Below are 21,681 nucleotides of genomic sequence, written 5' to 3' on the forward strand. Positions count from 1 at the left end.
AGCGGGCGGCCCGGAGGGATGGGGGGCCCAGGTGGGGTGAGGAGAGGTCGGCCGGGTGGTCAGCGGGGTTGGGGGCGCGCCGGCGGGTCAGGGCACGCCGGGTCGGCTTAGCGGCTGGCCTCCGGTGGGTGGTGGGTGCCGCGAGTGTCCGGCCGGTGGGTGGGACGTTGAAGGTTTCAGGCTGAGAGAGGGGGGCGGGTGCCGCCGGTGTCAGGCCGGGGACTGGGCTCCGTGGCATGCTCCGTACGTCTGGCCCGAGCCGCACCAGCAGATCGCCCCCCGCTGCGGCGGCCAAGCCGTCGCTCGGCCACGGGCCGCCAGTGTCGTGGCGTACTGCGGGAGCAGCGTCGTGTCCTCCGGGGAGGAGAGTTCCGAGGCGGCGAAGGCCTCGTAGGACGGGACCGTGCCGGTGACGATGCCCAGGTTCGGGGTGCCGGAGGTCGAGAGTTCGCGGAGCGAGCCCTCTATCGTCGTCAGGTGCTCCTCGTGGGAGGGGTACTCCGAGGTGAGGGACGGGTACGCGGTCAGGAGTTCCGTCAGTTCGGCTGTCGTCCAGTGCAGGACCGCCACGGGGAAGGGGCGGGACAGTGCCTCGCGGTAGGCGCCCAGTTCCGCGCGGAGGCGGGAGATCTCCGCCTCCAGTTCCGCCGGGTTGTCCGAGCCCAGGGACCATACGCGCTTGGGGTCGTGGAGCTCGTCCAGGGAGACCGGCATCGAGTGCAGGGTGTCCGCGAAAGTGTCCCACTCGTCGTGCGGGGCGCCCAGCATCCGGCGGACCCGGTGGCGGCCGAAGAGGAGGGTGTGGGTGGCGTACGGGGGCTCCGCCACGTCCGTCAGGAGGAGCTGCACGCCCTCCGTGAACGTCTCCTGCGCCTGCTCCAGCTCGTCGTGGGACTCCAGCGCCTCCGCCACGATCACCCAGGGGGCCGGGTCGCGCGGGGCGGCTGCCCTGACGCCGTCGATGATCGCGCGGGCCTCTGCCTCGTGGCCGTACTCCCACAGGTTCGAGGCCTTCAGGGCGCGTACCAGGTGGGGGTGCTCCAGGGGCGTCGACGACGACAGCAGGTTGTCGTAGAGCGCGGTCGCGGCGGGGCGGTCGCCGGACAGTTCCAGGTGGGCCGCGGCCCGCAGCAGCAGGGCCTCGGCGTCCTCCGGGTAGAGGCCGGCGGTTCGCTCCAGGCGTGCCGCTTCGGCGGTGTGGTCGACGTTTTCGGCAGGCGTGTCGGGGCGCATGGGGGACACCGTACTGCCCATGGCTGACGGAGGAGAGAACGGAGGGGGGAAGAGGGTGCAGATATTGCCTGGTCGAGGCGGCGCGGTCCGAGGGAGCGTGACGCGATCGCGGGCGCGGTGAGAGCTCGGGGCGGGCTCGGCCGGGCCGGGGCCGGTGCGGGAGGGCTCGGTCGTGCCGGGGCCGGTGTCCGGGATCGCGTCACGCCGGCGTCTCAGATCACCACACCGTCGATCTGCAACGTCTGCACCGACTGCGCCGCGAACGGCACAGCCACCGACTTCCCGCTCAGGTACGTGTTCGAGTACGACCGGTATTGGTCGCCGCCCGTCGTCACCGTGTTCCAGCGCGGGACCAGGCCGCCTGTGCCGCCGGAGACCGTGGTGAAGCGGGAGAGGTCGAAGGTGAGGGTCTGCGCCGAGGTGGAGGTGTTCACCGCGACTATCACCAGGCGGCGGGCCGAGGCGTCGTAGGCCGCCGCCGCGTAGCTCACGCCCGTGTCCAGGATCCGCATGCCGGGGCGGATGTGGCGGCTGAACTGTGCCAGTACGTAGTACTTGGTCTGGATTGTGGTGGGCTGGAGTGTGTTCGCGTCGTAGGCGATCAGTGCCCAGCCCGTCGTCGGGTCCATGACCTGCCAGTAGCACCAGGCCGTCGGGTGCAGCCAGCGGAAGTCGTAGCAGAGGTTGGAGGCCAGGGTGAGGCCGGTGCCGTCGCCGTCGCCCGTCTCCGAGTTCCACAGCTTCTTGCCGGACGTGGTGACCACGTCCGTGTAGAGGAGGTCGCGGCGGCCGCCCGAGCCCTGGTAGCCGTGCACGTTGACCTGGCTGACCAGCGCCTTGGTGGCGGAGTCGTAGGACGACCACGTCGAGCGGGCCGTGTCGTAGTTCGTCTCGTCCGAGGCCGAGATACGGATGCCCGACAGGCCGCGCTTGTCCAACTCGCTGCGCATGTACGGGAGTACGGCCGCCTGGACCGCCGGGTCCATGTGGCAGCCCTCCTGGGTGCCGGTGGCGGTCCACCAGCTGGAGGCCGGCTCGTTGAAGGGGTCGACCGTCGCGAAGTTCACGCCCCAGTTCGACTTCGCGTACAGCGCCGTCGCCGCCAGGTGCGACGCGTGCTGGCGGTAGTTCCAGGTCTGGAGGTTGTTGCCGCCGCCCGCCGCGCCGGACGGGTTGTGGTTGGAACACATCCACCACATGGGGGAGTTGGCGAACAGCTCCGTCGTCGCGCCTCGCTGCGTCGCCTTCACCAGCATCGCGCGCTGGTTGGCGTCCGCCGTCCACTTCCAGGCGGAGGAGGTGGGGTCCTCGTTGTTCCAGTCCTGCCAGAAGCCCTCGATCTGCTTGAAGCCGGGGATGTTCGCCGACTCGGCCATCGACTCGCCGCCCACGCTGTTCCAGCTGCACGCGCCGAGGTTGTAGCGGGCGATGTTGAGGCCGAGGCCGGGCAGTGCCGTGCCGTTGTAGGTCACCGACCTGGTGGTGAAGAAGAGGTCGGCGAAGTCGTCCCGGGCGCCGAAGACGTTCGCCCACCAGGCCAGCGAGGTGCCCCAGCCTTCCCAAGTGCCGTACGACGTACCGGGGTTGATGGCGACGGTCGCGTCCGCGTGTGCGGTGCCCGTGGCCAGGGCGCCGCCGAGGAACGCGCCGCCTGTCGCCGCCAGCAGAGTTCTGCGTCGGATCATGACTTCTCCGCTTCGCTCAACGGCCGGTGTCGGCGGTGTCGTCGTCGAACCGGCTCCATGGCCTGTCCCGTTCATGCCGACACGAAGCATCGGGTGTGGCGCGTGGGGTTGTCGAGGGTTCCGACAGCCCTTTCTCAAACCTGTGGAGGAAGTGTTCGGAGGGTCGGACGCATGCAGCGTGCGGGGCAGGGCGCGCATGGGTCTGGAGACCTCGCCCCGCGGCACCTATCGTGCGGGCGGCTCCGGTGAAGGAGGCTCAAGATGGGGCGGGTTCGCGTCGTGCGGCACAGCGGGCTGCGGCGGCGTGCCGCGCGGCGGCGGGTGCTGTGGAGTGGCGGGGAGGTGCTCGTCACCATGGGCGTCGTGCTTCTGCTGCTGGTCGTCCACCAGATGTGGTGGACCAACCGGGAGGCCAGGGCCGGCGCCGAGCGTGAGGTCCGGGCGCTGGAGCGCTCCTGGGACGGCGGGGGAGGCGGGGGTGGCGGGGAGTCCCTCACGGCCGTCCCGGAGGCGTCGGACCCGCCCGCGTCCGACGGGGCGTCCGGGCGGTCCGCCGGCGGGGCCCGGCGTCCTGCCGCCGGGCCCGCGCCCGACTGGTCCAAGGCCTACGCCATCCTCACCGTCCCGCGGCTGAACCTCCGCGTCCCCGTCGCCGAGGGCATCAGCAGGAGCGGCGTCCTGAACAAGGGCTACGTCGGCCACTACCCCGGCACCCAACAGCCGGGCCAGGCCGGCAACTTCGCCCTCGCCGGGCACCGCAACACCCACGGCGAGCCTTTCCGGTACATCAACCGGCTGGAGCCGAAGGACACGGTCCGCGTCGAGACGCGCAGCGCCACGTACACGTACGCCGTCGACCGGACCCTGCGGCAGACGGCCGCCCGCGACGGCGGCGTGATCCGGCCGATCCCGCGCTCCACGGTCCGGCCGGACCACGGGTACGACGAGCCCGGCTACTACCTCACCCTCACCACCTGCACCCCCGAGTACACGTCGAAGTACCGGCTGGTGGTGTGGGGCAAGCTCGTCTCGATGCGGCCGCGTTGAGGCGTGATCTCGATGCGGCTGTGTTGTCGCGTGGTCTCCGTGCGGCTCCGGGAGGGGTGGTCTCCGTGCGGCTCCGTCGAGGCGATGTCTCCGTGCGGTCGCGTCGAGGCGCCGGCCCGTGTGCTGACCGCCCGCGTCAGGCCGCCCGCTCCCGCAGTGCCACCACGCCCACCGCCGCCAGCAGCGCGAGCCCGGCCGAGACCAGCATCGCGATGTCCGCGCCCCGGGCGAGGCCGCCCGCGGAGGACGTGGCGAGGGCGATGGTCAGGGCGACGCCGGCGCAGGAGCCGATGTAGCGGAAGGTCTGCTGGGCGCCCGAGCCCATCGCGGCGCGCTGGGGCGGCACCGACTCCACCGAGAGCAGGGGCAGCGCGGCGTTGAGCAGGCCGCTGCCCACGCCCGCGATCAGCAGACCGGGCAGCAGCCGGGGCCAGGAGCCCGCGCCGATCGCGCCGAGCATCGCCAGGGTGCCGCCCGCGTGCAGGACGAAACCGATGGCGAGCTGGATGCGGGGCGACACCCGGCCGCCGAGCCGGCGGGCCTGGAGGGCCACCGCGAAGGACAGGCCGGACCACAGCAGGAACAGCCATGCCGTGTCCATCGCGGACAGGCCGAGCGTCTGCTGGAGCAGGGCCGGCAGGAAGCTGAACAGGCCGATCACCGCGAGTCCGGTGAACAGGCCGCCGGCGGAGGACGCGAGGAAGCGGGGGCGGCGCAGCAGGGACAGGTCGATCATCGGGGTCGCCGTGCGGCGCTCCAGCACGACGAAGAGGCCCAGCAGGACGACGGCGGCCAGGAGCAGCAGGCCCACGGGTGCGCGCAGCCAGCCGTCGCGGCCGAGGGTCAGGGCGGCGACCAGGGAGACCAGGGCCAGTCCGAAGGTCACGGCGCCGGCGAGGTCGGGGCGGCCGCCGCGCGGGGCCCGCGACTCCGACAGGGCGCGTGTGGACAGGGCCGCCACGATCAGCGCGGCGGCGGCGAGGACGCCGTAGGCCAGGCGCCAGTTCGGTATGGCGCCGGTGACGACCGGGCCCAGTGCGATGCCGCCGCTGACGAAGGCGCCCCATACGCCGGTCGCGTGCAGCCGGCCGCGCGGGTCGGGGAAGGCGTGCACGATCAGGCCGAGACTGCTGGCGAGGAGCGCCGCGCTCGCTCCGCCCTGGGTGATACGGGCCAGCGTGAAGAGCCAGGTGTTCGTCGTGAGCGCGCCCAGGGCGGTGGTGATGCCGAGGGCGAAGGTGCCGGCGACGAAGATCCGGCGGCGGCCGTAGTCGTCGGCGAGGCTGCCGGCCACCAGCAGCAGGGCGGCGAGGCCGAGCGGGGTGCCGTTGAGGAGCCAGGCCTGCGCGGAGAGCGGGGTGTGCAGGGCGGCGGCGGTCTGGGGGAGCGTGACCATCGGCGCCGTGTAGGTCATCAGGGCGACAGCGGTGGCGGCGCTGGTCAGGGCGAGGGTGGCGCGCCGGTTCGGGGCCGGGTCGGCGGCGGCTGCGGACGCGGGGGCGTCCTGGGGTGCGGCCGCCGCCGTGGCGACCGGCTCGGGGAGAGTTCGTTCATTGAACCTTGGCATGTGGACCACCGTAGCACCTATAGGTTCGTTCATTGAACCAAGAAGGTGAAATGGGTTTACAGTGGACGGCATGGCATTGGGCAAGGACTACGCGACACAGCAGTGCTCGATCGCCCGGGCGCTGGAGATCGTCGGCGAGCGCTGGACGCTCCTCGTCATCCGGGACGCCCTCTACGGCGTGCGCCGCTACAACGACTTCCTCGTCCACCTCGGCATCCCGCGCGCGGTCCTGGCCGCCCGCCTCCAGACGCTCACCACCGAGGGGATCCTCGAGAAGCGCCGGTACCAGCAGTCGCCGCCGCGCGACGAGTACGTCATCACCGAGCGCGGCATCGCCCTGTGGCCCACCCTGCGCTCGCTCGGCCTGTGGGGGCGCGAGCACCTCGACGAGGCCCGGCTGCGCTACTTCCTGCACGCGCAGTGCGGCACGGAACTCGGGCCGTACGGCGAGTGCCCGGCCTGCGCAACCGTCGTACCCGTCGCGGACGTCCTCATGACGCCGGGACCCGCACTCGATCCGGACCCGGCGGATCCGGTCAGCCGGGCGCTGCTGAAGCCCAGGCGGCTGTTGCAGCCCATCGAAGCCGACCCGGCGTGAGGGATCGGCGAGCCGGGTCTGCGTGAGGATCCTGTATAACGAAACAGACGAACGTCAGGACGAGCGACACCGCGGCCACGCCGCGCAGGGACACGAGGGGGAGGTGCCGCCGATGATCAGCCGACTGGCCAATCTGCGTCCCGCCGCCGCACTCGTGCTGCTCTTCCTTGAGATCGCGCTGCTGGACACCGGCAGCCTCTCCGCGACCGTCGCGCTCGCCGCGACCGCCGCCGCCGGCTCCGCGTTCGCCGTCTGCTCCCTGCTCGCCTCGCGCGCCGCGCCCGCCGTGGCACCGACGCGGGTGCGTACGGCCATCCGCGACCGGGCCCGCCGTACGGCCTTCCTCCCGCAACGCGACCCCGACGCCTCGGGCCGGCCACGGCCCAGGGCACCCGGGCGCGCCCTCCCGGCGACCGCCGCGTAGGGCACGCACCTCAGATCGCACACCTCTGCCGTGTGACCCCGCGCGGGTCGTCATGCCGCCATGCCGTTTCCCGGCATCTCTCCATCCGGCACGACGAGACCCCCGGAGGGCTCATCCATGTCTGTTTTCGCCGACCTTGTTCAGCGGCTCGCCGATCTGCTCGACCCGCTGTTCGGCGCCGGTGCGGCCGCCGCCGCGATCATCCTGTTCACCGCGCTCGTACGACTGCTCGTCCATCCGCTGTCCCGGGCCGCCGCACGCGGGCAGAAGGCGCGGGCCGAGTTGCAGCCGAAGATCGCCGAGCTGCGCAAGAAGCACGCCAAGAGCCCCGAGAAGCTCCAGCAGGCCGTGATGGAACTGCACGCCGAGGAGAAGGTGTCGCCGCTGGCGGGATGCCTGCCCGGACTGTTCCAGCTGCCCGCCTTCTTCGTCCTCTACCACCTGTTCTCGAACACGACGATCGGCGGCCGGGCCAACGAACTGCTCTCGCACCAGCTCTTCGCCGCGCCCCTCGGCGACCGGTGGGCCGACGCGCTCGGCAGTGGCGGGGCGTTCGGCGGCGCGGGGCTGGTCTACGCCGGGCTGTTCGTGATCGTCGCCTGCGTCGCCGCGTTCAACTTCCGCCGTACGAAGCGGATGATGGCCGCCAATCCGGCGGTGCCGGTCGCCGACGGCCAGCCGCTCGCCGGGATGGGGGCCGTCACCAAGGTCATGCCGTTCATGTCCTTCTTCACCCTGGTCACCGTGGCGGTCGTGCCGCTGGCCGCCGCCCTGTACGTGGTGACCAGCACGACCTGGAGCGCGGTCGAGCGGGCCGCGCTCTACCGATAGCCGGGCGGCCTACGGTCCAGTACGTGAACCGGGTATTGCGGACTGGCCGTGGACCTTGGAGGATCGACCAGTCCTCCGATGGCTGCACACATCGGCGGGCGCCCCGCGATCGAGGGAGATTGTGATCATGAAGCTGCTGCGAGTCGGTACGGCGGGAGCGGAGCGGCCCGCGCTGCTCGACGCCGAGGGGACCCTGCGGGACCTGTCGGGCGTCGTGCCGGACATCGACGGGCCCCTGCTCGCCGACGACGCCGCGCTCGGCCGGATCCGGGCCGCCGCGGACGCCGGCGAGCTGCCCGCGCTGGACGCGACCGGCCTGCGTGTCGGGCCGCCGCTCGCCCGCATCGGCAAGGTCGTGTGCATCGGGCTGAACTACCACGACCACGCCCGCGAGACCGGTGCCCAGCCGCCCGCCGAGCCGGTCGTCTTCTTCAAGGCCGCGGACACGGTCGTCGGCCCGTACGACACCGTGCTGGTGCCCCGCCGGTCCACGAAGACCGACTGGGAGGTCGAACTAGCGGTCGTCATCGGACGTACGGCCCGTTACGTGGAGTCGGCCGAGGAGGCGCTCGCGCATGTCGCCGGGTACGCGGTGGCGCACGACGTGTCCGAGCGGGAGTTCCAGATCGAGCGGGGCGGGACCTGGGACAAGGGCAAGAACTGCGAGACGTTCAACCCGCTGGGCCCCTGGCTGGTGACGGCGGACGAGGTGCCGGACCCGCAGAACCTCGCCCTGCGACTGTGGGTCAACGGCGAACTCAAGCAGGACGGCACCACGGCCGAGCAGATCTTCCCGGTGGCCGAGGTCGTGCGGTACGTCAGCCAGTTCATGACGCTGTATCCCGGCGACGTCATCAACACGGGCACGCCGGCGGGCGTGGCCATGGGCCACCCCGAGCCGAAGCCGTATCTGCGGGCCGGGGACGTGGTGGAGCTGGAGATCGAGGGGCTCGGCCGTCAGCGGCAGGAGTTCAAGGACGCGTAGGCGCTCCGCAGGGAGAGCAGGGGAACTGCGGGTCGTCGGTCGGCCGCAGGCCGTCCGTGGTTGATCGCGCAGTTCCCCGCGCCCCTGAAAAGCAGAAAAACAGGGGGCGTTGCCCTTACTGCTTGTTCAGGAACTGCTCCAGCGCCTCCGTCACCATCCGGTGGTCCTCCAGCTGGGGCAGGCCGCTCACCGTCACCGAGCCGATGACGCCCGCGCCCTCGACGTTGATGGGGAACGAGCCGCCGTGCGCCGCGTAGGTGTCGGCGTCCAGGCGGGAGGAGTCCTCGAAGGTCGTGCCCTTGGCGCGGAAGCGGGCGCCGACGATGTAGGAGGCGGAGCCGTAGCGCTCCACCACGCGGCGCTTGCGGGCGATCCAGGCGTCGTTGTCCGGGGTGGAGCCGGGCAGGGCCGCGTGGAACAGCTGCTGGCCGGACCGGTGGATGTCGATCGCGACCGGGGCCTGGCGTTCGCGGGCCATCTCGACCAGCAGGCAGCCCAGCGCCCAGGCGTCGTCGTGGGTGAACCGGGGGAAGACCAGACGCCGTTCCTGCGCCTCCAGCTCCGCCAGCGGCGGGGTGAGTTCCGGGTGGAACTTCGGGGTGATCTCCGAACCGTGTGCCTTGCCGGGTGTCACAGCGTCACCGCCACTCCGTCGAGCGCCGAACGGCGCGCAGCCTCCAGTACGTCGAGCGTGGCGGCCGCCTCCAGGGCGGTCACCGGGTTCGGGGCGCCGTCGAGCAGGGCCTTCGCCACGGCCGCATAGTAGGCGGGGTAGTCGCCCGGCAGGGTCGCCTCCGCGCGGCCGCCGCCCGTCACCGGGGACTCCCCGGCACCCACGTGGCCCCACATCGACTCGGGCTCCACGCCCCAGTCCGCGCCGGCGCCGGGCCGCAGCCCGTCGCGCAGCGCCGCCTCCTGCGGGTCCAGGCCGTACTTGACGTAACCCGCCTTCGAGCCCAGCACCCGGAAGCGGGGGCCGAGTTGAGCGGTGGTCGCGGAGACGTACAGGTGGGAGCGGACGCCGTTCGCGTGCGTGAGCGCGAGGAACGTGTCGTCGTCGGCCGCGGCGCCGGCCCGGCGGACGACCGCCTCGGCGTACACCTGCGTGACGGGGCCGAACAGCACCAGCGCCTGGTCGACGACATGGCTGCCGAGGTCGTACAGCAGACCTCCGATCTCTGCCGGGTCGCCGGACTCACGCCAGCCGCCCTTCGGCTGCGGGCGCCAGCGCTCGAAGCGGGACTCGAAGCGCCATACGTCGCCCAGCTCGCCCTCGGCCAGGAGGTGGCGCAGCGTCAGGAAGTCGTTGTCCCAGCGGCGGTTCTGGAACACGGAGAGCAGCAGACCGCGCTCCTCGGCCAGCGCCGCCAGCTCGCGCGCCTCGGCCGCCGTGCCGGCGATCGGCTTGTCGACGACGACCGGGAGGCCCGCCTCCAGAGCGGCCTTCGCGAGCGGGACGTGCGTCTTGTTGGGGGACGCGATGACGAGCAGGTCGAGGTCGCCGGCGCGGGCCAGCAGCTCGTCGGGCGTGGCGGCGACGCGTACGTCCGGGTGCTCGGTGCGGGCCTGCTTCTGCCGCTCGGGGTTCGAGGTGACCACGGTGTCCAGGGCGAGGCCCTCGGTGGTGGCGATCAGCGGGGCGTGGAAGACGGAGCCTGCCAGGCCGTAGCCGATCAGGCCCACGCGCAGGGGAGTAGCGGTCGTGCCGGGAGTGCCAGTCATGCGGACTACTTTCGCAACGCTGTTGCCAAAGTGCAAGCGCAGGGGAGAATGGGCGCGTGATGGGTGGCGTGAGCAGGACGAACGACGGGGTCGGCGGAGGCGGAGCCGGTGGCACCGGTCTTGGAGCGGCGGGCGGCGGCTCGGGGGCCGGGGGCGTCGGTGGCGGTGCGGTCGGCGGTGGCTCGGGCGGTGGCGTGAATCTGGGGGCCCTGCGCAGTCACAACGCCGCGCTCGTGCTCGACCTGCTGCGCACCGCCGGGCCCGACGGGATCAGCCGGCTCGAACTCGCCGAGCGCACCGGGCTCACCCCGCAGGCGGTCAGCAAGATCACCGCCCGGCTGCGTGAGGACGGGCTCGTGGCGGAGGCCGGGCGGCGGGCCTCGACCGGGGGCAAGCCGCGCACGGTACTGCGGCTGGTGCCGGAGGCCGGTCACGCGGTGGGCGTCCATCTGGACCGGGACGAGCTGACGGCCGTGCTCTGCGATCTGACCGGTGCGGTGGTGGCGCGGCGGAGTGCCGCGCTGGATCTCGGTGCCGGTGCGGAGACGGTCGTCGAGCGGGCTGTACGGGAGGTCCGGGAGCTGGTGGGGGAGGGCGGGCGGTCGGATGCGGGTGGCAGGGGGCCGGCCGCGCAGTTCCCCGCGCCCCCAGTGGGTTCCGGTGACCGTGGGCCCCGAGTGCTCGGCGTCGGCGTCGCGCTGCCCGGTCCGCTGGACCATCGGCGCGGTGTGCTGCACCGCGTCACCGGGTTCCCGCAGTGGAACGGCTTCCCGCTGCGGGACGTGCTCGCGCGGCGCCTCTCGCTGCCGGTCGTCGTCGACAAGGACACCAACGCCGCCGCGCTCGGCCTCGCCGTCGGGGGCGACGCGGGCGCCCTCGCCTCCTTCGCGTACCTGCACTTCGGGGCGGGTCTGGGCGGCGGGCTCGTGATCGGGGGAGCGGTGCACCGGGGCGCCCGTACGGGAGCCGGGGAGTTCGGGCACCAGGTCGTCCAGCTGGACGGACCGCCCTGCGGATGCGGCAATCGCGGTTGCGTGGAGGCGCTGTGCCTGGCGGCCGTCGCGCGGGGCGACGCGGCGGAGGCGGCACGCGTACTCGGCACCGCGGCCGGCAACCTGGTCGCCCTCCTCGACGTCGACCTCGTCCTGCTGGGCGGCCGCACGGTCGCCGCCGCGCCGGAGACCTTCGTACGGGGCGTCGCAGCCGTCCTCGACGAACGCGCCGGGCGCGCGGGCGAGGACCCGGTACCGGTACGCATCGCCCCCGGCGAGGGCGGCGGGGTCGCCGAGGGCGCCGCCCAACTGCTGCTGGCACCGCTGTTCGGACGGGCGGAGGGCTGAGAGGGAAGAACGGGGCGCGGCACGAGGCCGATCGGAGTGCGGCGTGCGCGTCGACCAGGGCTGCGGCATTCGGTTCGACGGGCTGCGGTACGCGGTTCGACCGGGCTGCGAGAGGCACCTCGCCAGGAGCGCGGCGTGCGCGTCGGCCGGGGTCACGGCAAGCCCGTCGCCCGGGGCTACGGCATGCGGGTCGGTCGGCGTGCGCTGATCGAGGGGACTTGTGGTGACGTACGGGATGGCGGCACCGTGTATCCGCCCCCATCCGGGATGGTCATGTGTTTATGCGACTGCACACATCTGTCCCCCTCTGCCTCGCAGCAGCCGCCCTCCTAGCCGCGGCGCCCCCGGTGCAGGCGGAACCGCCCGCCGCGCTCCCCGGTTGCGCCTCCGGCGCCGGGGACTTCCCCCTCACCACCCGCCTCCACGGCGGCCCCGCCTCCTACGCGGCCGGCGGCGGATTCGGCACCTGGTACCTGGACCTCACCAACACCACCACCCGGACCTGCACCGGCATCCACCCGGTCGTCGTCCTGGTCGACGGCAAGCGGGTGCTCAAGCCGTCCCAGCCCCGGCTGGAGTTCTACGGCGGCCCGGACAGCGCCCGCCCGCACGCCGTGCGCTTCGAGACCACCGACGAGGACGAACTCGTCGGTGCCTTCGACGGCTTCGACGGCTTCACCGTCGGCCCCCGCAAGACCGTCACCGTGAAGATCCGGCTGGCCGTCACCTCGGACGCCGTACCGAACCAGGTCACCGCCAACGCGGCCGTCGTCCAGCGGCACGAGGGCGACGGCGACTGGGTCGGCCAGTCCAACGACTACCGCTTCAAGATCGAGGCCGGCACCACGGCCGCCCCCGACGAGGACGAACGGTTCGACGCCGCCGACCAGGGCCGTCCCACCGACGAGGCCCACGAGGCCGTCTCCGCGGGCCCGGACAGCTCGGCCTCGCCCGGCACCGACCCGGCCCGCAACCGGCTCACCCTCGCCGACGAGCTCGCCCGCACCGGCCTCACCTCGACCCCGGGCGTCACCCTCACCGCCACCCTGGCCCTCCTGCTGACCGGCGCCGGCCTCCTGGTCGTACGCAGACGACGCTGACGCCCACCTCCCCGACCCGGGCCGCCGGGAGGCGCCGACCCGGCGGCCCGCCCCGTCTGCGACGATCCCTGCGTGGACTACCCGAACGACCAGGCCCCCGGCGCCCCCGTGCGCCAGGGCATCCCGGAGCACGGCCGCATCCCGAAGTACTACGCGGTCAAGGCCCGGCTCGACCAGCTCATCGGCCGGCTCGGCGAGGGCGACCCGCTGCCCACCGAGCGCGACCTCTCCGAGGAGTACGAGGTCGCTCGCGAGACCGTCCGGCAGGCGATCCGCGAACTCGTGCTGGAGGGGAAGCTGCGGCGGCAGGGCCGGGGCACGGTCGTCGCCGGGCCCAAGCTCGAACAGCCCCTGTCCCTCGCCAGCTACACCGAGGGCGTCCGCCGGCAGGGGCGCACCCCCGGCCGTACCCTCGTCACCCTCGACCGCTTCCCCTGCCCCGCCGCTCTCGCCGCCGAGGCCGGCCTGGAGCGCGGCGAACCCGTCTGGCACCTGGAGCGCGTCCTGCTCGCCGACGACGAACGGGTCGGCCTGGAGAGCACGTACGTCGCCGTCGCCCGGGTGCCGCGCCTGGACGTCGACTTCGACCCCGACTCCTCCTTCTACGCCTTCCTGCACCGCCACGGCATCGGGTTCGGGGACGCCGACGAACGCATCGAGACCGTCCTGGCCACACCGCGCGAGGCGCTGCTCATCGGCACCCCGCCCGCCCTGCCGATGCTGCTGATCCACCGGATCTCACGGGACACCGAGGGCCGGCCGCTGGAGCGGGTGCGGTCGCTGTACCGCGGTGACCGGTTCTCGTTCAGCACGCATCTCCGAGGCTGAGACGTCCGGAAAAACTCCCTTTTCGACGCCATCTGTATATCACGAACAGATAACGGGTCTAGCCCAAACGTGATGGTCAGTTCACGCTCTCGTTGAGAGCCGGTCCCTTCCGGTTCCCCGATCCCGAGGAGCGTTGCCGTCGTGAGAGTGATAGTCGTCGGAGCCGGCGTGGTGGGCACCATGCACGCCTGGCAAGCAGTGGAACGCGGCCATGAGGTCGTACAGATCGAGCGCGAGGCGGAGGCTCGTGGCGCGTCGTTGCGCAACTTCGGGCAGATCTGGGTGAGCGGACGCGCGGGCGGCGAGGAACTGGCCACCGCCCTGCGGGCCCGGGAGCTGTGGGAGGGGATCGGAGCCCGCGTGCCGGGCCTCGGCTTCCGGCCGAACGGCTCCCTGACCCCCGTCCGCGGCGACCTGGAGCTCGCCGTCGCCGAGGCCGCCGTGGCCCGCGAGGACGCCGCCGCCCGCGGCCACAAGCTGCTGACCCCCGACGAGGCGCGGGCCCTGAACCCCGCCCTGCGCGGCGAGTTCACCGCCGCCCTGTACTGCGAGCGCGACGCCGCCGTGGAGCCCCGCACCGCGCAGCTCGCCCTGCGCGAGGAACTCCTGAAGTCCCCGAACTACACGTTCCTGCCGGGCCGCGAGGTCCGCGAGGTCGTCGGCGCCGGCGCCGTCCGCGACGACCACGGCGACGTGCACCGCGGCGACGTCGTCGTCCTGTGCACCGGAGCCTGGCTCGGCGGCCTGGTCCGCGAACTGGCCGGGCCCGACCTGCCGGTGCGCCGCGTCCGCCTCCAGATGATGCAGACCGACCCGCTCGGCGAACCGCTGACCACCTCGGTCGCCGACGCGGACAGCTTCCGCTACTACCCGGCCTACGCCTCCGACGCGCTCGACGCCCTCAACGCCGGCCAGGCGCAGGCTCAGACCGCCGCGGTCCACCGGATGCAGCTGCTGATGGTGCAGCGTGCCGACGGCGGGCTGACCATCGGCGACACCCACGAGTACGAGCACCCCTTCGCCTTCGACACCGTCGAGGACCCCTACGACCACCTCACCGAGGTCGTCGAGTCCCTCCTCGGCCGCCCGCTGCCGAAGGTCCGGCGCCGCTGGGCCGGGGTGTACGCACAGTGCACCGACCCGGGGCGGGTGGTGCACCGGCAGCAGGTGCGCGAGGGCGTGTGGCTGGTCACCGGGCCCGGTGGGCGCGGCATGACCTGCTCGCCCGCAATAGCCGAAACGACCGCGAACGAACTGGGTTGGTGACAGACATGACGCTCCATCAGGACATCCGGCTGGTCGTCCTCGACATGGCCGGCACGACCGTCGCCGACGGCGGCCTCGTCGAGCGGGCCTTCGCGGCGGCCGCACGCCACGTCGGCGCGGACCCCGCGGCAGGCATCGACCACGTCCGCGCCACCATGGGCGAGTCCAAGATCTCCGTCTTCCGGCATCTCTTCGGGGACGAGACGAAGGCGCAGGAGGCCAATGGGGCCTTCGAGGCCGCGTACGCCGACCTCGTCGGCGCCGGTGAGGTCGCGGCCCTGCCCGGCGCCCGCAAGGCCGTCGAGGAACTCACCGCCCAGGGCCGCACCGTCGTACTGAGCACCGGCTTCGCGCGCCCCACCCAGGACGCGATCCTGGCCGCCCTGGGCTGGCAGGACCTCGTCCCCCTCACGCTGTGCCCGGCGGACGCCGGGGGCCGGGGGCGGCCGTACCCCGACATGGTCCTCACCGCGTTCCTGCGGACCGGGGCCGCCGACGCGGTCGGCCAGATCGCCGTCGTCGGCGACACCTCCTACGACATGCTCAGCGGCGTCCGGGCCGGCGCGGGCCTGGTCGCCGGCGTCCTGACCGGCGCGCACGACACGCAGGCGCTGCGGTCGGCCGGCGCGACCCATCTGCTGGACTCCGTCGCCGAACTGCCGCGGCTGCTCGCCAAGGAGGGGACGTGAGCGGCGGCATCCGCTTCGACTCCGTCACCGTCGCCTACGACGGCAACGTCGTCCTCGACTCGCTCGACCTCACCGTCGAGCCCGGCGAGGTCATGGCGCTGCTCGGGCCGTCCGGATCCGGCAAGACCACCGCGCTGCGGGCGGTCGCCGGGTTCGTACGGCCCGCCTCCGGGCGGGTGTTCCTCGGCGGGCGGGACGTCACCGGCCTGCCGCCCTACGCACGCGGCATCGGGATGGTCGTCCAGCAGTACGCCCTGTTCCCGCACATGCGGGTCGAGGAGAACGTCGCCTTCGGACTGAAGGCTCAGAAGAGTCCCAAGGTGCCCAGGGCCGAGATCCGCACCCGGGTCGCCGAGGCCCTGGAGATGACCGGCATGGCCGGCTACGCCCGCCGCTACCCGCGCGAGCTGTCCGGCGGCCAGCAGCAGCGCGTCGCCATCGCCCGTGCGCTCGCCATCCGCCCGGGCGTGCTCCTCCTCGACGAGCCGCTCTCCGCGCTCGACGCCCGCCTGCGCTCCGGGATGCTCGCCGAACTGGCGCGGCTGCACCGCGAGTTGCCCGACGTGACGATCCTCTACGTCACCCACGACCAGGTCGAGGCGCTCACCCTCGCCGACCGGATCGCGGTGATGGACAGCGCGCGGCTGCAGGCCTGCGGGACGCCGAGGGAGCTGTACCGGGCGCCGGGCAACGAGTTCACGGCGTCCTTCGTCGGGAACGCCAACCTGCTGCCGGTGACGGTCGGTTCGGGCGGCGTGGCCTTCGGCGGCGGCGAGCTGAAGGTGGACACGGAGGGCGCGGCGCCGGGCGCGAGGGCGACGCTGTGCGTACGGCCCCACCTCGTCGGCCTCGGCGAGGGACCCAACCGGCTCGCCGGGACGGTACGGGAGATCCAGTGGCGGGGGGCCACGCACCGGCTGTACGTCGAGGTGGACGGCCATCAGGTCATCGCCGACCTGCGGGAGCTCAAGGCGCCGCCTGCTCACGGGGATTCCGTGACCCTGCATTTCTCGCCGGAAGATGCGACGTTGCTGGCTGCGGGAGTGACCGATGGATGAGGTCGTTCGTCGGCTGCGGGCTCGTGGGGGTTGGTTGCGCAGTTCCCCGCGCCCCTGGGGGGTTGCCGTCCCGCCAGTTGTCCTGCTCGCCTTCCTCTTCCTCTACCCCCTCGCCCTCGTAGTCCAGCAGTCCTTTCGGCCCGACTCCGGCGGTACCTCCCTCCAGCCCTACGCCGACGTCTTCGCCTCGGCCGCCTTCCGTGAAGCGCTGTGGACCACCGTGTGGATCGCCGTCGCCTCCACCCTCGGCTGTCTGGTCCTCGGCTTCGTGCTCGCGCTGATCATCGCCTTCGTGCCGTTCCCGGGCGCCAGGATCGTCGCCCGCTTCGTCGACGTCTTCCTCACCTTCCCGTCCTTCCTGATCACGCTCGCCCTGCTGTTCATCTACGGCACGACAGGAATCGTCGGTTCGTTCCAGTTCCTCACCACCCCCTGGGGCGTGCTGCTGGCCGAGGTCACCTACTTCACGCCCTTCGTCGTACGACCGCTGCTCGCGGCCTCCTCCCAGCTGGACACCGCCCAGTTGGAGGCGGCGAGTTCCCTCGGCGCCCGCCCCCTGCGCATCGTGCGCCGGGTGATCCTGCCCGAGGCCCTGCCCGCCCTCGCCGCGGGCGGCAGCCTCGTGCTGGTCCTGTGCCTCAACGAGTTCGGGATCGTCCTGTTCACCGGCGCGAAAGGCGTCACGACCCTGCCGATGCTCGTCTACAGCAAGGCGATCCTGGAGTCCGACTACCCGGGCGCCTGCGTGGTCGCCGTCGTCAACGTCCTGATCTCCGTGGGCCTGTACGGCCTCTACCGGGTGGTGAGCCGCCGTGCTGGTGCATAGCCGCGGGGCCAGGTGGGCCGTATGGGCCCTGTTCCTCGTCCTGTTCCTGCCCCTGTTCGCCCTGCCGCTGCTCGTCGTCCTCGGCGCCTCCTTCGCCACGAACTGGTCGGGCGTGCTGCCCTCCGGCTTCACCACCGGGCACTACGCGACCGCCACCCGCGGCGAGGCCCTCCAGGCCCTCACCACCAGCCTGGCCACGGCCGCAGCCGCGAGCGTGCTCGCCCTGGTCGTCGGCACCTGGGCCGCCCTCGCGGCAGCGGCCCTGAACAAGCGTCACCGCAGGGTCATGGACGCGCTGTTCGTCCTCCCCCTCGCCGTGCCGTCGGTGGTGGTCGGCCTCGCGATCCTGGTCGCCTTCTCCGAGCCGCCGTTCCTGCTCAACGGCACCCGCTGGATCGTGATCCTCGCCCACACCGTCCTGGTCACCGCGTTCTCCTACCAGTCCGTGTCCGCCGCCCTCACCCGCCTCGACCCCGCCTACGAGCAGGCCGCCGCCTCCCTCGGCGCCCGGCCCGCGTACGTCCTGTGGCGGGTCAGGCTGCCCCTCCTGCTGCCGTCGCTCACCGCCGCCGCCGGCCTCTGCTTCGCCCTGTCCATGGGCGAGTTGAGCGCCACGATGATGCTCTACCCGCCCGACTGGACCCCGCTGCCCGTCCTGATCTACGCGGCCACCGACCGCGGTGCCCTCTTCGCGGGCTCCGCCCTCGCGGTGGTCCTGATGGCGGCGACGCTGCTCGCCCTGTTCGCCGTCTCCCGCGTGCGCACCAAAGCCTCCTACCGCTGACCCCGACGCCCCTCCCCGTGCAAGGAGTTCACCCCGCCATGCCCAGAAACACCCTCAGGCTCGCCATCGCCCTGTCCCTCCTCGCCACCCCGCTGCTGTCCGCCTGCGGCGGCAGCTCCGCCGCCTCCGACGAGAAGGTCGTCACCGTCTACAGCGCCGACGGCCTCAAGGGCGAGGCCGGCGACGGCTGGTACGACCGGATCTTCAAGGACTTCGAGAAGCAGACCGGCATCAAGGTCGAGTACGTCGAGGGCGGCTCCGGCGAGATGGTGCAGCGCGCCGCCCGCGAGAAGCGCAACCCGCAGGCCGACGTACTCGTCACGCTCCCGCCGTTCATCCAGCAGGCCGACGGCAAGGGCCTGCTGCAGAAGTACGCCCCCAAGGGCTCCGACCAGGTCAGCGGGGCCGACAAGGGAGCCGACGCCACCTGGACCTCCGTCGTCAACAACTACTTCGGGTTCGTCTACAACAAGAAGGAGCTGAAGCAGCCGCCCACGACGTGGGACGAGCTGCTGGAGGGCACGTACAAGAACAAGCTCCAGTACTCCACCCCGGGCGTCGCCGGCGACGGGACCGCCGTCCTCATCAAGGCCATGCACGACTTCGGCGGCCAGAAGCCCGCCATGGACTACCTCGGCAGGCTCCAGTCCAACAACGTCGGCCCGTCCGCCTCCACCGGCAAGCTCGCCCCCAAGGTCGACAAGGGCGAACTCCTCGTCGCCAACGGTGACGTCCAGATGAACTTCGCCCAGTCCAAGACCATGCCGAACCTCGGCATCTGGTTCCCCGCGAAGGACGGCGGCAAGCCCACCACCTTCGCCCTGCCCTACGCCGCCGGCCTCGTCACCGACGCCCCGCACACCGAGAACGGCCAGAAGCTCCTCGACTTCATGCTGAGCCAGGACGCCCAGCGGCAGGTCAGCGAGATCGGCGGCGGCTTCAGCGCCCGGGGGGACGTCAAGGCCACCGACGCCAACGCGATCGCGCTCGCGGGGCTCATGGACGGCGTCGAGGTGTTCGAGCCCGACTGGGACGACATCGACAAGAACCTCACGACGTATGTCGACGCCTGGAAGTCGGCCACCGGCAGCTGACCCGCCCCCTCAAGGCCACACACGAGGGTCATATCACCAAGGCCACACCCGCACGGCCGCACCACCGCAACGCCCCTGGCACCACCGGGGGCGTTGTCATGCCCGCACTCCCGTCCCCAGGAGGATCACGTGACGTCACACCTGTCCCGCCGCACCGTCCTCACCACCACCGCGGCGGCCGCCACCACCGTCGCCCTCGGTGCCGCGACCGCCTCGCAGGCCCACGCCGTGCCCACGCTCCCGAACGGCACCAGCAACGACAAGGTGCTCGTCATCGGCATGGACGGCCTGCGCCACGACCGCATCGACGCGGCGAACGCCCCGCACCTGAAGGCCATGATGAGCGAGGGCACGTACGGCACCTCGCTGCTGTACGCGAGCCCGATGGCCGCCACGTCCTCCGGCCCCGGCTGGTCCACCATCTCCACCGGCGTGTGGCCCGACAAGCACGGCGTGAAGGACAACACCTTCGCCGGCAAGAAGTACGGCCAGTACCCCGGTTTCCTCGCCCGCCTCGCCCAGGTGCGGCCCGCGCTGTCCACGTACGCGGCCGTCGACTGGAAGCCCCTGGACGCCCAGGGCACCGTCACCCCCGGCGCCGACGCGAAGCTGGTCCTCGACGGCGACCGCGACGGCTACACCGGCCACGACGCCACCATCGCCGCCGAGACCGAGGCGATCATCCGCGACCAGAACCCCGACGTCCTGTTCGTCTACTTCGGCCAGTCCGACATCGTCGGCCACAACCAGGGCGCCGGCAGCCAGGCCTACCTCGACCAGATCGCCGTGCAGGACGCCTACGTCGGCCGGCTGCGCGCCGCGATCAAGGCCCGGCCCTCCTACGCCTCCGAGCGCTGGACGGTCGTCGTCGCCACCGACCACGGGCATCTCGACGCGGGCGGCCACGGCGGGTCCTCGGTCGAGGAGCGGCGCACCTTCGTCCTGGCCACCGGGCCCGGCATCGCGGCCGGCGCCCGCCCGATCGACACCCGGCTGGTCGATGTCGTACCCACCGTCCTGAAGCAGCTCGGCATCACGCCCGATCCCGCCTGGGGCCTGGACGGCAAGCCGGTCCAGGAACGCTCCACCGACCCCTTCGAGGCGCTGCGGCCCGCCCTGAGCGGGCGGGTCGACGAGACCGGCATCCCGGCCGGCGTGCTCGGCTTCACGCACACCGCGCCCAGCGGCTGGTCCGTCATCAACAACGCCATGGGCACCGGCGGAATGACCGAGTGGCGCGGCTGGTCCTTCGCCACCGACGAGTTCTGGTCCCGCACCCAGCGCGACCAGTGGCGTGAGCTCAACGTCCGCGCACGCGGCGTGTTCGCGGTCGCCGACTCCGACGAGTGGTCGGACAAGTCCTTCTCCGGCCCCTACGACTCGACCCTGGTCACACCCGCGTACGACGTCACCGGCTGGTCGAGGGTCCGGCTGGACTTCACCACCCTCTACCGGCAGGAGGGCGCCCAGCAGGCCCAGGTCCTCGCCTCCTTCAACGGCGGCACCCCCGCCGTCGTCAAGAGCTACACCTCCGACGTCGTCTCCCAGCCCCAGTCGCTGACCGTCGACGTGCCCGCCGGGGCCACCAGTGTGAGCTTCCGGTTCCGCTACACCGGGTCCAACAACTGGTACTGGGTGATCGACGGGGTCAGGATCAGCCAGTCCTGATTACCCTGGGGGCGTCGGTACGGCGTGGTTCCGGCGCCCCCCCAGCTCGTCCCGTACGCAGGCCAGGAGAGTCACAGCACCATGGCAGACCGCAAGCCCATCGAGTCATGGCTCACCGACATGGACGGTGTGCTCATCCACGAGGGCGTCCCGATCCCCGGCGCCGACGCCTTCATCAAGAAGCTGCGCGAGTCCGGCAAGCCCTTCCTCGTGCTCACCAACAACTCGATCTACACCCCGCGCGACCTGCAGGCCCGGCTCAACCGCATGGGCCTGGAAGTGCCGATCGAGAACATCTGGACCTCGGCGCTGGCCACCGCCAAGTTCCTCGACGACCAGCGCCCCGGCGGCTCGGCGTACGTCATCGGCGAGGCCGGCCTGACCACCGCGCTGCACGACATCGGCTACATCCTCACCGACCACGACCCCGACTACGTCGTCCTCGGCGAGACCCGCACCTACTCCTTCGAGGCCATGACCAAGGCCGTCCGGCTCATCAACGCCGGCGCCCGCTTCATCTGCACCAACCCCGACGAGACCGGCCCGTCGACGGAGGGCCCGCTGCCCGCGACCGGCGCCGTCGCCGCGCTGATCACGAAGGCCACCGGCAAGCAGCCGTACTTCGCCGGCAAGCCGAACCCGCTGATGATGCGCACCGGCCTGAACGCCATCGGCGCCCACTCCGAGACCAGCGCCATGATCGGCGACCGCATGGACACCGACGTGCTGGCCGGCATCGAGGCCGGGATGCAGACGTTCCTGGTCCTCACCGGCCTGACCCGGCCGGAGCAGGTGGAGAACTTCCCGTACCGCCCCTCCAAGATCGTCGACTCCATCGCGGACCTCGTCGAGCGGGTCTAGGGCCGGTCCGGGGCGGCACCCGCCTCAACCCCTCCCACCCGCGACACGACCCGTACGGAGCAATGCGGGCCCCGC

At 72.2% G+C, this 21,681-nt stretch carries 21 protein-coding genes; 16 read left to right on the forward strand and 5 right to left on the reverse strand.

Annotated elements, in window-relative coordinates:
* Nucleotides 1-210: 210 nt before the first annotated feature.
* Both CP983_RS27005 and CP983_RS27010 read right to left on the reverse strand, forming a co-directional pair.
* The gene (locus CP983_RS27005; protein WP_150502340.1) at nt 211-1,233 is read right to left on the reverse strand and encodes an SEC-C domain-containing protein; all 1,023 of its coding nucleotides are present in this window, start codon (nt 1,231-1,233) and stop codon (nt 211-213) included.
* Between the two features lie 212 nt (nt 1,234-1,445).
* Entirely contained in the window at nt 1,446-2,918 is a 1,473-nt protein-coding gene (locus CP983_RS27010; protein ID WP_150502341.1) for a glycoside hydrolase, read from the reverse strand.
* A 261-nt stretch (nt 2,919-3,179) separates the two neighbouring features.
* On the opposite strand from CP983_RS27010, the gene CP983_RS27015 reads away from it, so the two are divergent.
* Nucleotides 3,180-3,965: a class E sortase gene (locus tag CP983_RS27015; RefSeq protein ID WP_150502343.1), complete on the forward strand. Its 786-nt coding sequence runs from the start codon at nt 3,180-3,182 to the stop codon at nt 3,963-3,965.
* 136 nt (nt 3,966-4,101) lie between these two features.
* Here CP983_RS27015 and CP983_RS27020 read toward each other — a convergent pair whose 3' ends face one another.
* Complete coding sequence (locus CP983_RS27020; RefSeq protein ID WP_150502345.1) at nt 4,102-5,532, reverse strand: MFS transporter; 1,431 nt, start codon at nt 5,530-5,532, stop codon at nt 4,102-4,104.
* Nucleotides 5,533-5,602: 70 nt separating this feature from the next.
* Here CP983_RS27020 and CP983_RS27025 point away from each other — a divergent pair, with 70 nt between their 5' ends.
* From CP983_RS27025 to CP983_RS27040, 4 genes are all read left to right on the forward strand, one after another.
* Nucleotides 5,603-6,130: a winged helix-turn-helix transcriptional regulator gene (locus tag CP983_RS27025; protein ID WP_185844114.1), complete on the forward strand. Its 528-nt coding sequence runs from the start codon at nt 5,603-5,605 to the stop codon at nt 6,128-6,130.
* Nucleotides 6,131-6,242: 112 nt separating this feature from the next.
* Nucleotides 6,243-6,554: a DUF6412 domain-containing protein gene (locus CP983_RS27030; RefSeq protein ID WP_150502347.1), complete on the forward strand. Its 312-nt coding sequence runs from the start codon at nt 6,243-6,245 to the stop codon at nt 6,552-6,554.
* 117 nt (nt 6,555-6,671) lie between these two features.
* Entirely contained in the window at nt 6,672-7,385 is a 714-nt protein-coding gene (locus tag CP983_RS27035; protein WP_107905616.1) for a YidC/Oxa1 family membrane protein insertase, read from the forward strand.
* A 127-nt stretch (nt 7,386-7,512) separates the two neighbouring features.
* The gene (locus tag CP983_RS27040; RefSeq protein ID WP_150502349.1) at nt 7,513-8,370 is read left to right on the forward strand and encodes a fumarylacetoacetate hydrolase family protein; all 858 of its coding nucleotides are present in this window, start codon (nt 7,513-7,515) and stop codon (nt 8,368-8,370) included.
* A gap of 115 nt (nt 8,371-8,485) precedes the next feature.
* On the opposite strand, the gene CP983_RS27045 is transcribed toward CP983_RS27040, so the two are convergent.
* Together CP983_RS27045 and CP983_RS27050 are read right to left on the reverse strand one after the other, a co-directional pair.
* The gene (locus CP983_RS27045; RefSeq protein WP_150502351.1) at nt 8,486-9,004 is read right to left on the reverse strand and encodes a heme-degrading domain-containing protein; all 519 of its coding nucleotides are present in this window, start codon (nt 9,002-9,004) and stop codon (nt 8,486-8,488) included.
* On the reverse strand, nt 9,001-10,092 hold the full coding sequence (locus CP983_RS27050; RefSeq protein ID WP_107905615.1) for a Gfo/Idh/MocA family protein: 1,092 nt from the start codon (nt 10,090-10,092) through the stop codon (nt 9,001-9,003). The genes CP983_RS27045 and CP983_RS27050 overlap by 4 nt, the downstream gene beginning before the upstream one ends.
* A gap of 59 nt (nt 10,093-10,151) precedes the next feature.
* On the opposite strand from CP983_RS27050, the gene CP983_RS27055 reads away from it, so the two are divergent.
* The 11 genes from CP983_RS27055 (at nt 10,152) to CP983_RS27105 (ending at nt 21,606) form a co-directional block, all read left to right on the forward strand.
* Nucleotides 10,152-11,432, forward strand: coding sequence for an ROK family transcriptional regulator (locus CP983_RS27055; protein ID WP_150506900.1), 1,281 nt, complete (start codon nt 10,152-10,154; stop codon nt 11,430-11,432).
* 281 nt (nt 11,433-11,713) lie between these two features.
* Nucleotides 11,714-12,532: a hypothetical protein gene (locus CP983_RS27060; RefSeq protein ID WP_373309889.1), complete on the forward strand. Its 819-nt coding sequence runs from the start codon at nt 11,714-11,716 to the stop codon at nt 12,530-12,532.
* A gap of 72 nt (nt 12,533-12,604) precedes the next feature.
* Complete coding sequence (locus tag CP983_RS27065) at nt 12,605-13,360, forward strand: GntR family transcriptional regulator (protein WP_125525963.1); 756 nt, start codon at nt 12,605-12,607, stop codon at nt 13,358-13,360.
* A gap of 141 nt (nt 13,361-13,501) precedes the next feature.
* Nucleotides 13,502-14,626 (forward strand): TIGR03364 family FAD-dependent oxidoreductase, encoded by a 1,125-nt coding sequence (locus CP983_RS27070; RefSeq protein ID WP_150502354.1) that lies wholly within the window; start codon nt 13,502-13,504, stop codon nt 14,624-14,626.
* 5 nt (nt 14,627-14,631) lie between these two features.
* Nucleotides 14,632-15,315: a phosphonatase-like hydrolase gene (locus CP983_RS27075; protein WP_150502356.1), complete on the forward strand. Its 684-nt coding sequence runs from the start codon at nt 14,632-14,634 to the stop codon at nt 15,313-15,315.
* The gene (locus CP983_RS27080; RefSeq protein WP_150502358.1) at nt 15,312-16,373 is read left to right on the forward strand and encodes an ABC transporter ATP-binding protein; all 1,062 of its coding nucleotides are present in this window, start codon (nt 15,312-15,314) and stop codon (nt 16,371-16,373) included. The genes CP983_RS27075 and CP983_RS27080 overlap by 4 nt, the downstream gene beginning before the upstream one ends.
* Complete coding sequence (locus tag CP983_RS27085) at nt 16,366-17,199, forward strand: 2-aminoethylphosphonate ABC transporter permease subunit (protein WP_150502360.1); 834 nt, start codon at nt 16,366-16,368, stop codon at nt 17,197-17,199. Before CP983_RS27080 ends, CP983_RS27085 begins: the two co-directional genes overlap by 8 nt.
* Complete coding sequence (locus CP983_RS27090; RefSeq protein ID WP_150502362.1) at nt 17,186-17,983, forward strand: ABC transporter permease; 798 nt, start codon at nt 17,186-17,188, stop codon at nt 17,981-17,983. The genes CP983_RS27085 and CP983_RS27090 overlap by 14 nt, the downstream gene beginning before the upstream one ends.
* Before the next feature lie 38 nt (nt 17,984-18,021).
* Nucleotides 18,022-19,077 (forward strand): 2-aminoethylphosphonate ABC transporter substrate-binding protein, encoded by a 1,056-nt coding sequence (locus CP983_RS27095; protein ID WP_150502364.1) that lies wholly within the window; start codon nt 18,022-18,024, stop codon nt 19,075-19,077.
* Between the two features lie 129 nt (nt 19,078-19,206).
* Complete coding sequence (locus CP983_RS27100) at nt 19,207-20,745, forward strand: alkaline phosphatase family protein (protein ID WP_150502366.1); 1,539 nt, start codon at nt 19,207-19,209, stop codon at nt 20,743-20,745.
* An 81-nt stretch (nt 20,746-20,826) separates the two neighbouring features.
* Entirely contained in the window at nt 20,827-21,606 is a 780-nt protein-coding gene (locus tag CP983_RS27105) for an HAD-IIA family hydrolase (RefSeq protein ID WP_125525955.1), read from the forward strand.
* Nucleotides 21,607-21,681 lie beyond the last annotated feature (75 nt).

It is taken from the genome of Streptomyces chartreusis, assembly GCF_008704715.1.
GTDB classification, from domain to species: Bacteria; Actinomycetota; Actinomycetes; order Streptomycetales; family Streptomycetaceae; genus Streptomyces; species Streptomyces chartreusis.